9 protein-coding genes and 1 pseudogene are annotated in these 14,371 nt (G+C 68.8%); 4 read left to right on the forward strand and 6 right to left on the reverse strand.

Translation table 11 applies throughout. The features are described from left to right. Positions 1–196 precede the first annotated feature (196 nt). Positions 197–1,129 (forward strand): alpha/beta hydrolase, encoded by a 933-nt coding sequence (locus L0P92_RS16595; RefSeq protein WP_234763487.1) that lies wholly within the window; start codon positions 197–199, stop codon positions 1,127–1,129. 197 nt (positions 1,130–1,326) lie between these two features. Then, a pseudogene (locus L0P92_RS16600) lies at positions 1,327–2,205 on the forward strand (IS5 family transposase). A 388-nt stretch (positions 2,206–2,593) separates the two neighbouring features. On the opposite strand, the gene L0P92_RS16605 reads toward L0P92_RS16600, so the two are convergent. Further along, entirely contained in the window at positions 2,594–2,953 is a 360-nt protein-coding gene (locus L0P92_RS16605) for a hypothetical protein (protein ID WP_234763488.1), read from the reverse strand. 121 nt (positions 2,954–3,074) lie between these two features. After that, on the reverse strand, positions 3,075–3,719 hold the full coding sequence (locus L0P92_RS16610) for a hypothetical protein (protein ID WP_234763489.1): 645 nt from the start codon (positions 3,717–3,719) through the stop codon (positions 3,075–3,077). 1,012 nt (positions 3,720–4,731) lie between these two features. Between L0P92_RS16610 and L0P92_RS16615 the strand changes: the two genes are divergently transcribed. Further along, positions 4,732–8,268 carry an nSTAND1 domain-containing NTPase gene (locus L0P92_RS16615; protein ID WP_443733020.1) on the forward strand — a complete coding sequence of 1,179 codons (3,537 nt, stop codon included), beginning with the start codon at positions 4,732–4,734 and terminating at the stop codon, positions 8,266–8,268. A 293-nt stretch (positions 8,269–8,561) separates the two neighbouring features. Continuing rightward, entirely contained in the window at positions 8,562–9,464 is a 903-nt protein-coding gene (locus tag L0P92_RS16620; RefSeq protein WP_234763491.1) for a hypothetical protein, read from the forward strand. 1,253 nt (positions 9,465–10,717) lie between these two features. Here L0P92_RS16620 and L0P92_RS16625 read toward each other — a convergent pair. The 4 genes from L0P92_RS16625 to L0P92_RS16640 all read right to left on the reverse strand — a co-directional run bounded on the left by L0P92_RS16625 (position 10,718) and on the right by L0P92_RS16640 (position 14,359). Continuing rightward, positions 10,718–12,598 (reverse strand): Na+/H+ antiporter NhaA, encoded by a 1,881-nt coding sequence (locus tag L0P92_RS16625; RefSeq protein WP_234763492.1) that lies wholly within the window; start codon positions 12,596–12,598, stop codon positions 10,718–10,720. Between the two features lie 3 nt (positions 12,599–12,601). After that, entirely contained in the window at positions 12,602–13,582 is a 981-nt protein-coding gene (locus tag L0P92_RS16630) for a DsbA family protein (protein WP_234763493.1), read from the reverse strand. 33 nt (positions 13,583–13,615) lie between these two features. After that, positions 13,616–13,852: a DUF2630 family protein gene (locus L0P92_RS16635; protein WP_234763494.1), complete on the reverse strand. Its 237-nt coding sequence runs from the start codon at positions 13,850–13,852 to the stop codon at positions 13,616–13,618. 141 nt (positions 13,853–13,993) lie between these two features. Continuing rightward, positions 13,994–14,359: a thioredoxin family protein gene (locus L0P92_RS16640; RefSeq protein WP_234763495.1), complete on the reverse strand. Its 366-nt coding sequence runs from the start codon at positions 14,357–14,359 to the stop codon at positions 13,994–13,996. Positions 14,360–14,371: the final 12 nt, after the last annotated feature.

Genomic DNA, 14,371 nt, shown 5'->3' on the forward strand with positions numbered 1-14,371 from the left:
CCCGCTCCCCCACCCCACTCCAAGAGGAGACGACACGATGCCCATGCGTGTGCGATCAAAGTCAGTACGGCCGCGCTTCAGACGAGTTCCCCTGGCGCTGGCGGCGGCAGCCACAGCGGTGGCCGCCGCGGCGACCCTCGTAACGACTGCCGGTGCCGCCCCGTCCCCCGCAGCAGCGCTGACTCCCGCTGCGAACGTGCAGGTCGTAAAGGACCTCGCGTACGCCCCCGCCCAGCCCGCCGGCACCGAGGGTCATCTGCTCGACCTGTACGTACCCAAGTCCAGCAAGCCCGTCCCGCTGGTGATCTCGACCCGCGGGTCCGCGTGGCTGAAAGACAACGGACGCCGGGACGCCGACAAGGTGGCCGCCGAACTCAACCCGGCCGGGTACGCGGTCGCCGGGGTGTCGATCCGCTCCAGCTCCCAGGCCCAGTTCCCGGCTCAGCTCCACGACATCAAGGGCGCCATCCGCTGGCTGCGCGCCAACGCGGAGAAGTACAACCTCGACCCCGAGCGCGTCGCGATCATGGGTGATTCCTCCGGCGGCTGGACCTCCGCGATGGCCGCCGTCACCAGCAACAACCCCGAGCTGGAAGGCGACGTCGGCGGAGTGCGCGGCCCCTCCAGCGCCGTGCAGGCGGCCATCCCCTTCTACCCCCCGACCGACTTCCTCCAGATGGACGCGCACATGCCGGACAACTGCGAGGCGTTCAACGCGAGAATGGGGACTACGGACTGCCACAACGACCCGCGTTCCCCCGAGTCGCTGCTCGTCGGCTGCGCCATCACGGAATGCCCGCCGGACAAGCTCGCCCCGGCCAATCCGCTCACCTACATCGGCAAGCGCCCCATCCCGCCGACGCTGATCCTCCATGGTGAGGTGGACGCCCTCGTGCCCTACCACCAGGGCCGCCTTCTCTTCGACAAGCTGGCCGCCACGGGACACGAGACGCGCATGCTCTCGTTCCCGAAGGCCGGGCACAGCACGATCTTCACCATGGTCAGCGACGACGCGATCCGAGAGGGCGCCTACGAGGAGAGTGCCCGCGGCGGACACTCCATGCCCGCGCACCCGGTGACCCCGACCTGGCAGACCATCATCTCCTTCCTGAAACAGCACCTGCGCTGACGGCGCGTCTCCGCCTGGGCACTGGCGGGTGATGCCGAGCACCTCTGAATGATGCCCGAGGGATGCACAGGCAGGACTCAGGGCCCGGTTCTCCTGAACCGGGCCCTGAGTGCACCGCTGAAGGTGAGCACGACAGCTGCTGCTGCCCGGGCGACGTTGGTTGGGGGATCTCGTGGCCGGCCGGGCAGCAGCCTTGCATGGTGCGGCGACACGAACTGACGGATGCGCAGTGGCAGAAGATCGAGCCGCTTCTGCCCGGTAACGGCAAGCCGGGTGGCCAGTGGGCGGATCACCGGAAGGTGGTCAACGGGGTGCTGTTCCGGGCCCGGACCGGGGTGCCGTGGCCCGACCTACCGGAGCGGGACGGGCCGTGGCAGACCGTCTATGAGCGTCATCGCCGCTGGTCGGCCGACGGAACCTGGCAGATCATCCTGCAAGAGCTGCAGATCGAGGCGGATACCGACGACCCGGACGGCGCACACGCCCGCCGGGTTTCCCGGCAGGAGTGGGCCGTGAACATCGACTCGACCTCCTGTCGGGCGCATCAGCACGCGGCTGGGGCCCCCGCAGGCCTCCGGCCGACCAACCGCAAAAGGGGGCTGGCCCGTGAGGAGGCAGATGGGCGCGAGGCGTTGGGGCGTTCGCGGGGCGGACTGACCAGCAAGGTCCATCTGCTCTCCGACGACCGGGCCCGCCCGAACTGCACTGGCTGACCTCGCCCGGCCAGCGCGGGGACAGCCCGATGTTCGCCCCGGTGCTGGAGGGCTTACGCAGCCGACGGCGCGGTCCGGTCGGCCGCGCAGCGGCTCGGTAGCAAAGCCACCATCGCGCAGCCGGACGACCAACGCGCTCACCGCAGGCACCGCGGACGCGCAGGTGGCCGGCCCCCGGCCTTCGACAAGACCCAATACCGTCGCCGCAACGCGGTGGTGCGGTGCGTGAACAAGTGGAAGCAGTTCCGCGCGGTGGCCACCCGCTACGACAAGCGCGACGACGTCTTCAACGGCACCCTCGCCGTCACAGCGATCGTCGTCTGGCTCCGCGACACCGTCCAAGAGCCATCACAAGCGACCTAGGCCCTGTCCTCGAATTCCCGCCTGCCGCACGACGCCATGCACGTGCTCCCCCACCCTCGAACCGCGCTTCGCACGGCTCGAGCGGGAGGTGCCCCCACGACGCCGCGCGGCCCGCCCTTCGGGCGGACGACGGGAATTTGACGACAGTGCCCAGGGGCAAGAACGAGGGGGCCGCCGTGCAGCTGAAGTTGGCCACGGCCATGACGCCCGACTTCACCTCAACCTCCACACCTTCTTCCCGTGCCGGCGCCCGCGGGCCCGATCGCCGAAGCGGGACCGGACAATGGCCCCTGAACCCACCGACCACACCTGACCCGACGGCCCGCTGGACAGTCCGCCTCCAGTGGGCCGTCGGGCTCGCCTCACTCACTCTTGCCGCGGGGCGTCTTTACGACAGACGGAGCGTCGTTGTCGCGGCGTCCGTCCTCGGGAGGTATCCCGGCTTCCAGTTCCACCCCGCATTACCGCGCTTGTAGTGGAGTTCAACCGACGCGTTCTTCTTCCACCAGTAGCCCCAGCCCGTCGCGCACGTGTGCGCGTTGACCGTCCACACCGGGGAGTCGTCCCAGTCGTTGTACTGGTTGTAGCCCTTGACCCAGAACTTCTGCTGCACGGACGCGTCGTTGCAGACTTCGACCTGTACGGCGGGAACAGAGTCGGCATGGGCCGTTCCGGCCGTCGCCAGGCTGCCGAATACGGCGGTTGCGGCGAGTACAGCCGTGGTGGTCTTGCGCCCGAGAGTACGCATGGGACCAATACCTTCTTTCACGTCGTGATCCATCGAGGGTGGGCAAATCGTGGGACATCAGGTGCGCCGAGGAGGCCATTCACGCGGAGTGCCGGCGTAGTGGCCGTAACCGAAACCACACTCAGCGACAGTGCTGGTTGTATTCGGTCGAGGTCATCTTCGCGTCTTTGAAGTTGACGTAGCCGTTCCTGACGTTGTCCCCGTTGTACCCGGAAGCCTTGTAGTTCCTGACGTACCAGATGTAGTGGCCGTAATAGCGCTTCCCGAAGTGGATCTCGTACCACCCCGTGGCCTCCTGCTTGGAGTTGCCGCGCTCGATCCAGCCCTTGGACCCCGCCGGGATGTTTATCAGGTTGGATTCGGTGTCGGTGTGTGAGGTGGTCCAGGTGTGGCTGTAACTCAACTCGACCTCGGCCTCGAAGACCTGCCAGAACTTGGCACCCGCACTGACCGAGACTCCGACCGAATTGGTGGAGGCAGTCGTGTCCGACCAGTCGATTCTGTGCTGGTTCGTCTGGCTGCCGCAGTTGTACGCCGTCGAGCCGACCTGGTGCTTCGGGCCGGTGTACTCCCGGTAGGACTGAGGATGGAACTCACAGAGGTCGGCCCAGCTGCAGGCGTCCAAAAGCTCCCTGGTGCTGGGCGAGTCGGCGGCGAACGACTGTGGTGCCGCCAGCAAGGAGGCTCCCAATGCGACCGCGACAGCGACCCCTCCTGTCCGGAACAGGCGCAGGGCGGAACCGTTCTTGCGAGGAGCGTTTTCCATCGATGACTCCATTGGAGTGAGGCGCCGACGGACACTCGGCGGCGCCAGCTGGGTACTGGGTTCCGGGTGACCCATGGCGTACCAGAAGTCACCCGTGACCGTGGCGGCTGCGATGCCGCGGGCCGGTCCGCCGATGACTGTCGCTGTCCCCGAGTTGTTTATCAACGCTGCTCCAGGCGATAAACAACTCGTCCGTGGCGGATGTACCGGTCGCTCCCGATCTGCCGTCCGCGGGCAACCGCGCGTTTACCCGGACGTCCCGCCGAATACGGCGATCGAACCGATGCAGAGGCAGAACGCTCAACAGAGGCGAGGCGAGGCGAGGCGAACGTCGGCGGTCGCGGAGCGTCCCGTGACCGCGGCCTGGCGCACCGGTCATGTCACCGATGCAACCGATCCGACGGCGGATGAGCCCAATGGGTCACCTCAACCTCAGATCTGTCGGCGTCCCAGCACCGCGTCCCACCCTTCGCCGTGCGAACGACCAGCGACGCCTGGCCAGATACCGCTCCTCTGCTTCCTCTCATCAGCACGACCTCTCACACAGGTCACCCGCGGACCTGCGCCACGCCATGAGCTCACGAGCCGGCCTCGATACGGTCGGCTGCGTTCTCGGATCATCAGCCTCCTCCTCACCTCCTCTTTCCGATACAGAAGGCCCAAGCCGCCCGGAACACGAGAGCAGAGAAGCACGAGGAACTCGTGAAGCACTCCCAGGACAGCGGCGGACGTCACAGCCGACAGCACTTCCTGCCCGGGCAGCGCGAAACATAGGTTTGCGATCATGCAGCTGATCTTCAGCATCTGCGGGATGACAAGGTGAAAGGCTGAATCAGTGGGACGTCCCGAAAGGCCGGTGGACCCGGAGGCCGGTCCCGTGCAGCTGTTGGCTCATGAACTCAGGGAGCTACGCAGGTCCGCGGGCAATCCTCCTTATCGGACCATGGCGAAGACAGCGGGCTTTTCGACGACGGCCCTGTCACAGGCGGCGGGTGGCGAACGGTTGCCGTCATTGGCCGTCTTGCAGGGATATGTGCGCGCCTGCGGGGGTGATACGGCCGAGTGGGAACTGCGCTGGAAGGCAGTGGAGGCCGAGACGGCACAGGCGGCCATACCCGGCGATGAGGGCTCCGCATCTCCATACCGGGGGCTCGCTCGGTTCGAACCGGACCACCGTGACCTGTTCTTCGGACGGGACCGGCTGATCGGAGAAGTCCGCACCATGGTCTGCGGGCATCGGTTCGCGGTGGTGTTCGGGGCGTCGGGCAGCGGTAAGTCGTCGCTGCTGCGCGCCGGACTGATCCCCTGTCTCCGGGAAGAGATCGCGCGCCGGGACCGTCCGGCGGTGCTGCGGATCCTGACGCCCGGGCCGAGGCCCGCGACGACGCACGGTCAGCTGCTCACCCCGGCGCAGGAAGAGCCGGAGAGCTGGGTGGTGGTGGACCAGTTCGAAGAGGTCTTCACACTGTGCCAGGACCGTGCGGAGCGAACACGGTTCATCGACTTGCTGCTCACAGCCCAGGAGCCGGACAGTCGACTGCGCGTGCTGATCGCCGTACGCGCCGACTTCTACGCCCGCTGCACCGAGCACCGCGGTCTGGCCGAGGCGGTGCGTGCTGCGGGAATGCCGGTCGGGCCGATGACCGCGGCAGAGCTGCGCGAGGTCGTCACCAGACCCGCGCAGGCCGTCGGACTCCTGGTCGAGCGAGAACTGACGGCACGGATCGTCGACGATGTCCTTGACCAGCCCGGTGCCCTGCCCATGTTGTCGCACGCTCTGCTGGAGACCTGGCGGCGCCGCAGGGGGCGGCTGATGACCCTCTCCGCCTACGAGGCCGCGGGCGGCGTGAGCGGCGCGATCGCGGCCACCGCCGAGCAGGAGTACGCACAGTTGTCCCCCGGCCAGCAGGGCAGGGCCCGGCAATTGCTGTTGCGTCTTGTCGAGCCTGGGCATGACGCCCCCGACACCCGACGACCGCTGACCCGAGCCGAACTGGACGAGTGGCTTGACCCAGAGGCGCGGTCGGTAGTGGAACGGCTGGCCCGAGCCCGGCTGCTCACCAGCGACAGTGACGGCCTCCAGATCGCCCACGAAGCTCTGATCAGCGGCTGGCCGAGGCTGCGTGACTGGATCGAGCAGAACCGCGAGCGGCTGCGCCTCCAACGGCGCCTGACCGAGGCCACGCGCACCTGGCTGGAGCACGACCGCGATCCCGGCAGCCTGTACCGGGGCACGCGCCTTGCCCAAGCGGAGGAGTTGTTCGCGGACGACAGTTCGCTGACCGCCTCCGAGCGGTCGTTCCTGCAGACTGCGATCGAGGCGCGAGAAGCGGAGAGACAGACTGCCGCCCGTTCCGTCCGCCGTTCCCGAGTGCTGGTCGTCTGGCTGTCCGTCATGCTGGTGGTGGCACTGGTCGCCGGCCTGTCCGCCTGGCAACAGGCTCTCGACGACAGGCAGCGACGCGTCGACACCGCCGCCCGACGCGCCGCCTCCGTCGCCGACTCCCTGCGCTCCACGGATCCACGGACCGCGATGCTTCTCGGCGTTGCCGCCTGGCGTGTCGCCCAGCTGCCCGAGACACGCCGCGCCCTTCTCGGTTCACTCGTTCAACCGGAACAGGACACCTTCATCGACCCCTCGCCAAGTCTGAGTGGCACGCGGTTCCTGGCCGACTCCGGTCGCACACTGCTGAGCGTTGACGGTCGTGCCTGGCGCACGTGGGACGTCGCCACCGGCCACCGCACCGGATCGGGGCGGGTTCCGGACGGCGACGTCATCGCCGCCGCTCCCGACGCCCGGGTCCTCGCCATCGACGGAGGTGACGGCGTACAGCTGTGGGACACGGTCACCCGGCAATGGACCGGGGCTCCGAAACCGGCGTCCACCATCGCGGACTTCGGCGCCAGCGGTCGTAGTCATGTGGTCGTGGACACCGGCGAGGACCGCGTACAGCTGCGTTCCGTCGCGGACGACAGCGTGCTGTTCGAGAGCCGGGGAGCCGGTCGGACGGAGGTGCGACCTGATGCCGACGACCGCCTGGTTGCCGTATGTCCCGCCGGGAAGGCCCCGCAGGTCTGGGACATCGTTGCCCGTCGCGCGCTGTCCGGGGCATGGGAGAACGCCCGCGGCAGCTGCGACGGCGGCCAGACGGGCCTCGTGTTCGGCGGAGCCCGGCTAGCGGCCCTGTCAGGGAACGAAGTACGTGTCTGGGACACCGGGTCGGGACGCCTGATCGCCTCCCTCGACGCGCCCGGAGTGCGGTACGCGGTTTTCGACAGGGAAACGAATTTCCTCGCCACGTCCGACGGCCAGGAGATCAAGGTGTGGCGCCTGTCGCGTCCCGACGCCCCGGTGTTCCGGCATGCCCTGAACAACCAGCAGCCGTACGGCCTTGCCTGGGATCCCGACCTGCCCGTCCTGCGCTACCTCGAGGGCAGCACCGTCCACTCCCTCGACCTCGCGCAGGCCGTCGCCTCCGGCTGGCGGGAGCATCCTCTTGCCGGTGAGATGCTCAGCCCCGACGGCCGGGTCCTCGCCACCGCCGAACGCTCCGGCACCGACTACCGCTTCCGGCTTCGCAACGCCCGCGACGGACGTGTCCTGCAGACCCTGCCGTCCCCGCCGCTGCCGGTGTCCCGCGACCGTACGCAACCTGTCTTTCCGCAAAAGACCCTGGCTCTGCTGGCGTTCAGCCCCGACAGCACCGCCTTCGCGTACGGCGTGTCCGCCCCCAACCTTGAGGCGGCACCGCAGCGCCTCACCGTCTGGGATCTACGCCGCGCCCGCGCCCGCGCCACCCTGGACCTGGCGACCGCGAAGTCCGCCGCACCCGTGATCGCCGTGGCGCTGGGCCCGGGTGGCCGGACGCTCTACACCGCCCGCACTCCGGGGGACTTCGACGGACTGAGCAACGAGACGTGGGACGTCGCTAGTCACCGCAGGACCGGCCTCCTCCCCGGCCGGGCCGGTCACCACCTGGCTGTCAGCTCCGACGGACACCTCTTCGTCAGCGACGAACGGGCTGTTCGTGCGGGTAAGTCCGTTACCCGCGATCTCGTCCAGGGCTATGTGATCGGTGCCCTCGCCTTCGCCCCGGACGGCTCCCGCCTCGCGGCCGGAGACCTGACGGGCCGTGTGGTCCTGTGGGACAGTGATCTCCGCCGTCGCGCGGGCACCTTGCGGAACGTCTTTCCCGCACCCCTCGGCGACACTCCGGAAGCCGTCAGTGCGCTGGTCTTCAGCCCTGACGGCAGCACCCTCGCGGTCGGCGGCAGCGCGGGCACCCTCCAGCTCTGGGACACGGCCACCCAGCAGCCACTCGGCGGTCCCGTGACCACACCCGGTGAGCGCATCGACACCCTTGCCTTCAGCGCCGACAACGGCACGCTCTACGCCGGCAGCGCCCATGTACCACTGCAGCGGTACACCGTCGGCACGGCACAGGCTCTCAACCAGGTCTGCGCGCGAGCCGACGGTGCGGAGCTCACAAGGGACCAATGGCACATGTACATACCTGACGCGCCCTACCGCGAGGTCTGCGGCACCTGAGGGACCGCTGACCGCGAGTGCCCACCGGACACAGCCTGACGGGCAGGGCGCGCGACCCGACCGTGCAAAAGGAATTGATTACCGTGATGGGCGGCAGTGCTCAACAACCTTGGTTCTGCCAGTCTCGGCTGGGAGACGATCGCGCGTCCCGGCCGGGTCCCGGAAATCCGGGCGTACGCCCAACGACATGGCCGCGCGTTGCCTTCCGAGCGGGACCGTCGCCGTGACGTCGGCCCGCGAGACGACACAGCCGCAGTAATGATCACCTGAGTGGTCTTCGATGAAAGTTGCTCATGAAGTTCAACCGAACACCCCAGAGCGCCCTCTGTCTGGTCGCGTCAGGCCTGCTCCTCGGCGTGACGGGCGCCACCGCGCACGCGGCCCCCGTCCGCGACGGCGTTCTGGCACAGACTCCCGCCACGAGTTCCGCGCCCTCGTTCCCGAAGCAGGATCCGGCGCAGTGCACGGCATTCGGCAAAACGGCGGACGTGAAGAAGGCCAAGGACACCGGCAAGTCGGTGATCGGCCTGTGGACCGGCATCTTCGACATGCCTGAAGCGCAGAAGTTGTACAACACCTATCTCACGCCCGGCCCCGTGTCCCATCGATACAGCGAGGTCCGCGGCGTGAATGTCTTGAAGGCGTTCCGGACCGCCCCCGAGACGAAGAAGGCCCTCAACGGCATCGTCGACGCTCTCAAGGCCAAGGTCACCACCACGTCCCCGGCGTTCGGGAGGGATTACGACCTCAACAAGTCAAGGCTGGGCACCGATGTCCCGATCGCCTGGAGTGACCTGGAAACCACTCCGGGGTTCCTCGCGGGCGGCCTCAGCGGCGTGCAACTCGCCGACCACACCTTCGTTCCGGACCACCGGAAGATCTCCGGGACGTACTCCCTGAACAAGCGGACCACGAAGGGCAAGACCAAGGTCACCCTCGACCTGCACAGGCTGAGCCTGTCCGTGCGCGACTCGATCGACTTCTGCCCCGGCAACCTCGGCAGCGGCATGATCCGCGATGTCTCGCTGGCCCTGAGCCGGCTGGAACGGACTCCCTACCGTGACACGAAGCAGTGCACCGCACAGGTGAAGTGCTTTGCCGCACGGCCCGTGCTCTTCAAGGTCACCGTGCCGCTCAACGACGTCTCGATCGACATGACCGACGCGCTCGTCGGCAAGGCCCGGCCCACCCGATGACCGGCAGGCCCAGAGCAGAGAGAGCGCTCTCACCTGGGCGTGGCGACCGGAGCCGAAGGAGCTGACAGACGCTGATCACGTGACTTCCTCCGAGTGATGAAGACGCAGATCAGGCGCGCGCCGCAGGGGCGGCGCGCGCAGCGTGGCTGGTCGCCCAGCACGCTGACCGTCAACTCGACGTCTGGGCCAAGTCTGACGCGCCAGGCAGTCCTCACGAGACGTCACAGCAACCCAGCGACCACCAATTCTCGGTCGGGCTGCGCTGATCCATCTGCTCATCGGTCGGCCCTGCCTCCGGGGCCACTGTCGAACCCGTCTCTGGTCGCCTCGGAGCGATCTCGATGACCGGCAGGGTCCGCACGGGAAGGTATGCCACCTGAAACTCCCGCGGCAGGCGAGTTCGCCGTGCGTCCCGGCCGACCCGACAGGCGGGGCGGAACTCCATGCAGAACGGGGAGTGGCGATGGCGGCGAGTAGGGAACGTACATCGACGCCCCGGGCATTCGCTCCGCGCACCGCCTGCACGGTGATCGCCCACACCTTCATGTGGGCGATCATCGTGCCCGACGGACCGCCACCCCAGCCATCGCCCGCGCGATCCACCTGGTCGGCGTCGAGGCTCTGGCCGCCTGCACTGACGGCGAGTTGAAGGACACCCCGGCTGCCACCCGACACCATGCCGGCGGCGGCACGGCCACCTTCCTGGGCACCTCGCCCGACCGGGAGACCATGAGCCGCCTCGTCTTGGACTGTCACCGGCGCCGGAGTGTCCCCCGTCCCGAACACCCTGACGGGGTCGAAGCCGCAATGCGCCGCGCCCCCGACGGCACCGAACACCTCTTCCTGCCCAACCGCACGGCCGACGAGGTGACCGTCGGCCTCGACCTGCCGCGGCCCGGTGCAGCCGTTCTGCGCAGCGCGGCCCACCACGACCACCGCCCCCCAGGACGCCGGCGCCGAACCCGACGAGCACCAGCGGCTCGAGCCCCGGCAGCGACACCGGCCCGGCCGGTCAGCGGCCGCCCAGGAGGCCAGGCCGCCCACATGGGGCCGGGGCGCGGCGCGGACAGCTCGGTCCGTATCGAGACGGCCCGCTCGCCCGCGCCGTCGTTCGGAACGTGGCGGGCGGTCAGGAACCAAGGCGGCCACGCCCAGAGCCGCGAGCGCCCAGGGCCCGGGGCACGCTCCGCGGCGTCGACCGCAGTCGGGCGGGACGACCGGGGACCGTCACGCGCTGCCCGAGCCGGCCGTCGCTAGGCGGGAACGGCGGCGCGTTCGCGGGCGGCGCGAACCGCTTCGGAGAGGCTGGTGATGTCGTAGGCGCCGTGGTGTCTGCGGCCGTTGACGAAGAAGGTGGGGGTGCCGGCGACGCTGCTGAGGTCCGCGGACTCGACGTCCTCGGCGACCCGAACGGCACCGGTGTGGGCGTGCATGTCGCGTTCGAAGCGTGCCGTGTCGAGGCCGATGTCCGCGGCGTACGCGCGCAGGTCCTCGAAGCGCAGTGCTCCTTGGTGGCTGAGCAGCAGGTCGTGCATCTCCCAGTAGCGGCTTTGCAGCGCGGCGGCTTCCGCGGCCTCGGCGGCGAGCTGGGCGTGGACGTGGACGTCGGTCAATGGCAGATGCCGCCATACGTAGCGCACGTCGCCGAAGTCGGCGAGAAGTTCGCGTACGACCGGTTCGGCCTGCCCGCAGTGGGGACATTCGTAGTCGCCGTACTCGACGACGGTCACCGGGGCGTGCCGTGGTCCCCGGACGTGGTCACGGTCGGGGTCGACGGGCACCGCCAGGTCGGTGATCGTCTCCGCCTTTCCGAGCAGTGCCTGTCGCCGTGCCGCGGGCGGCAGCATGCCGATCACGGCAGTGGTAAGCCGGGTGGTCAGGAAGGCGAGGATCAAAGTACTGAGGATGCCGGTCTTGGCCTCGTCGAGACGGGGTCCGTCGAAGGCGAGTGTCGCGATGAGCAGGGAGACGGTGAAACCGACACCGGACAAGGTGCCGGCGGCGGCAGTGGCTCCCCAGCCGACGGGAAGCCGGATCCGTCCGCGGGAGGCGAGGGTGGTGAGCGCGGCGCCCGCTACGACGCCCAGCGGTTTGCCGAGCGCGTAGGCGATGACGATGCCCAGGGTGACAGGCGAGGTGAAGGCGCGTGCCAGCTGGTCGCCGGAGATCTGGATACCTGCGTTGGCCAGGGCGAACAGGGGAACCACCGCATAGCTGGTCCAGGGGTGGTACAGGCGCTGCAGGCGGTCGTTGGGGGAGATCGCGGAGGCGATGCCGACCCTTACGTGCCGCTCCAGCTCGGGGGTGGGCTGCTCCCGGAAGAGCCGGAACAGGCCGCTGGCGTGTTCGAGGTCGGCGCGGCTGGCGGGGTAGGCGTAGGTGAGCAGTCCCATGGCGAGGCCGATCACGACCGGGTCCACGCCGGATTCGAGCAGGGCGGTCCAGGCGACGAGGCCCAGCGAGGCGTACACGGCCCCGTGCCGTACCCCGAACCGCCGCACCAGCACGATGACCGCGAACGTGCCGACGGCGACGAGCAGCGCGGGCACGGTGATGTGGTCGCTGTAGGCGAGGGCGATGACGCCGAGGGCGAGAAAGTCATCCACGACGGTGACCATGAGGATGAAGATCCGCAGGCCGGGCGGCATGCTACGGCCGACGACGGCGAGCAGGCCGAGCGCGAAGGCGGTGTCGGTCGACATCGCCACGCCCCAGCCTCCGGTCGTGCCGTGCCCGGCATTGATCGCGAGGTACAGCGCGATGGGCACCAGCATGCCGCTGAGCCCGGCGGCGAGCGGCAGAGCCAGTCGTCTGCGTTCGCGTAGCTCGCCCATGTCGAACTCGCGGCGGGCTTCGAGGCCGATGACGAAGAAGAACAACGTCATCAGGCCGCTGTTGACCCACTCGCGCAGGCCGAGCGAGATCCCGTGCGAGCCGAGGTGGACGGACAGGTCGGTATGCCAGAACGACTCATACGCGGACGGCGCCGCGTTGGCCCAGGCGAGAGCGGCCGACGCCGCCGCCACCAGGACGGCGGCACTTCCGGTCTCGGTGCGCAGGAAGACGCGCAGAGGCGAGCGCGAGTCGCTCCCGCACGCGGTCTGCTCGGTGTAGTCGGTGGGTTGAACGGTCATGGGTCAGCCGTACTCGGGTGTCATGGCGGCGGCCACCTTCAGATATGAGGCGGCCTCTTCCTCTCGCCCCAGGCGTTGGAGCGTGCGGCCGAGCATGAGCCACGCGTACGAGTCGTCCGGCGCGTCGACCACGAGCCGCCGCAGCACGTCGTGAGCGTGCGAAAGCTGGGCCGAGTGGAAGTAGCCGCGGGCGGCGAGCCGTCGGACGTTCAGGTCGTCGCCGTGGCGGTCGAGCAGCGGCTGGAGCAGAGTGAGGGCGCCGAGCGGATCACGTTTCTCCAGCAGCGACTCGGACCAGCGCAGCCGCCGGACTTCCTCGGGCATCTCGCGGCCGCGCTCGCCCGCGACGGCGATGAGGAACTCGGCCAATGCCTCCACCGGCTGGGCTCCGGCGAGGGCCCGGTCACCGACCACGAAGGTGGGCGAGGTCGCGATACCTCGGGCCTTGCCGACGAGCAGGAGCTCCCGTACCTCGTGGTCGACGGCGTCGGTCTCCAGCAGTCCGGCCGCCTCCGCGAAGCCGCTGTCGTCGGCGATCTCGCCCAGCAGGTGGCGGTCGCTGATGTCAGCACCGTCGAGGAAGTGGGCCTTCATCACCTGCTCGACGACCACGCCCTGGAGAACGCTGCCGCCACGCTCGTAGGCCAGAGCGAGGAGACGGTGCGCGTCATGGCTGCTGGCCCGCCAGGCCGGTCCCCAGTTCGGCCCGAGTCCCTCGTCGGCGGCGATCTGCGCGACGTGCTCCGCCGCTTCCGAGGGGGATGGGGCAATCGCGCACTGGAACGGGTCGGCGCCCGTCGGCTCGGCCCCATTCTCCTTGACCGGAGCGGCCTGGGCCGGAGCGGTCGGATCGATCCGGTACGGCCGCCACACCACCTCGATGTCAAGGCCGGCCAGAGCCGGGGCGGCCAGAGCCTTCTCCAGCCTCCGCTTGCCGATGTAGGCCCAGGGGCAGACCACGTCAGCCCACACTTCGATTCGCATGGCGGCCGTCTCCTGTCGTCTCCTTGTGCGTTGCTACTGCTGATAGTTCTCGACCGTGCGCACATCCCGGGCGTGAGCCTCGTTCGGATCCTGGCCGAACTCCCGGCGGGCGGCCCGCTGACGCAGCAGATCCCAGCACTGATCGAGGGTCTGCTCCACCGTGGTCAGCCGGGAACCCCGGCCCTCTGCGGTGTCCGACTGCCCGTCGCGCAGCGCGTGCTCCTCCTCGACAAGCTCGGCGATACGGTGGTAGATGTCCTGATCCTGCACAACACTGCCTTTCTCGGGCCGGGCCTGAGCGGAGCACGCCCGGCGGTTTCCCTGGGGTGTGTGGGGGACGTCACGTTCAGACGGGCGGGCCCAGTGCTCCGGGCCCGCCTTCCGCTGATGCCGCTGCCCTGGTTTGGGCCCTTACTTCTGCTGCTCTGCGGCGATCTCCTTGCGCACCTCGTCCATGTCGACCTTCCGCGACTGCGCGATCACGTCCTCGAGGGCGTTCTCGGGCAGGGCGCCGGGCTGGGAGAAGATGGCGACCTTGTCCCGGATGACCGCGAGGGTCGGGATGGACTGGACGTTGAACGCCTGGGCGAGCTCCGGCTGCGCCATGGTGTCGATCTTGCCGAAGACGAGATCGGGGTGACGCTCGGAGGCGGCCTCGAAGACCGGGCCGAACATGCGGCACGGCGGGCACCAGTCCGCCCAGAAGTCGATCAGGACGAAGTCGTTGTTCGAGACGATCTCGTCGAAGTTCTCCTTGGTGAGTTCCACGGTGCTCACGGTCTGCTCCCT

This window comes from Streptomyces muensis (assembly GCF_021474425.1).
Classification (GTDB): Bacteria; Actinomycetota; Actinomycetes; order Streptomycetales; family Streptomycetaceae; genus Streptomyces; species Streptomyces muensis.

What these genes read in the sequence shown, in the direction of transcription:
- L0P92_RS16605 (WP_234763488.1), bottom strand. Translation starts at nt 2,953, where the DNA reads ATGCGTACTCTCGGGCGCAAGACCACCACGGCTGTACTCGCCGCAACC.
- L0P92_RS16610 (WP_234763489.1), bottom strand. Translation starts at nt 3,719, where the DNA reads ATGGAAAACGCTCCTCGCAAGAACGGTTCCGCCCTGCGCCTGTTCCGG.
- L0P92_RS16620 (WP_234763491.1), top strand. Translation starts at nt 8,562, where the DNA reads ATGAAGTTCAACCGAACACCCCAGAGCGCCCTCTGTCTGGTCGCGTCA.
- L0P92_RS16625 (WP_234763492.1), bottom strand. Translation starts at nt 12,598, where the DNA reads ATGACCGTTCAACCCACCGACTACACCGAGCAGACCGCGTGCGGGAGC.
- L0P92_RS16630 (WP_234763493.1), bottom strand. Translation starts at nt 13,582, where the DNA reads ATGCGAATCGAAGTGTGGGCTGACGTGGTCTGCCCCTGGGCCTACATC.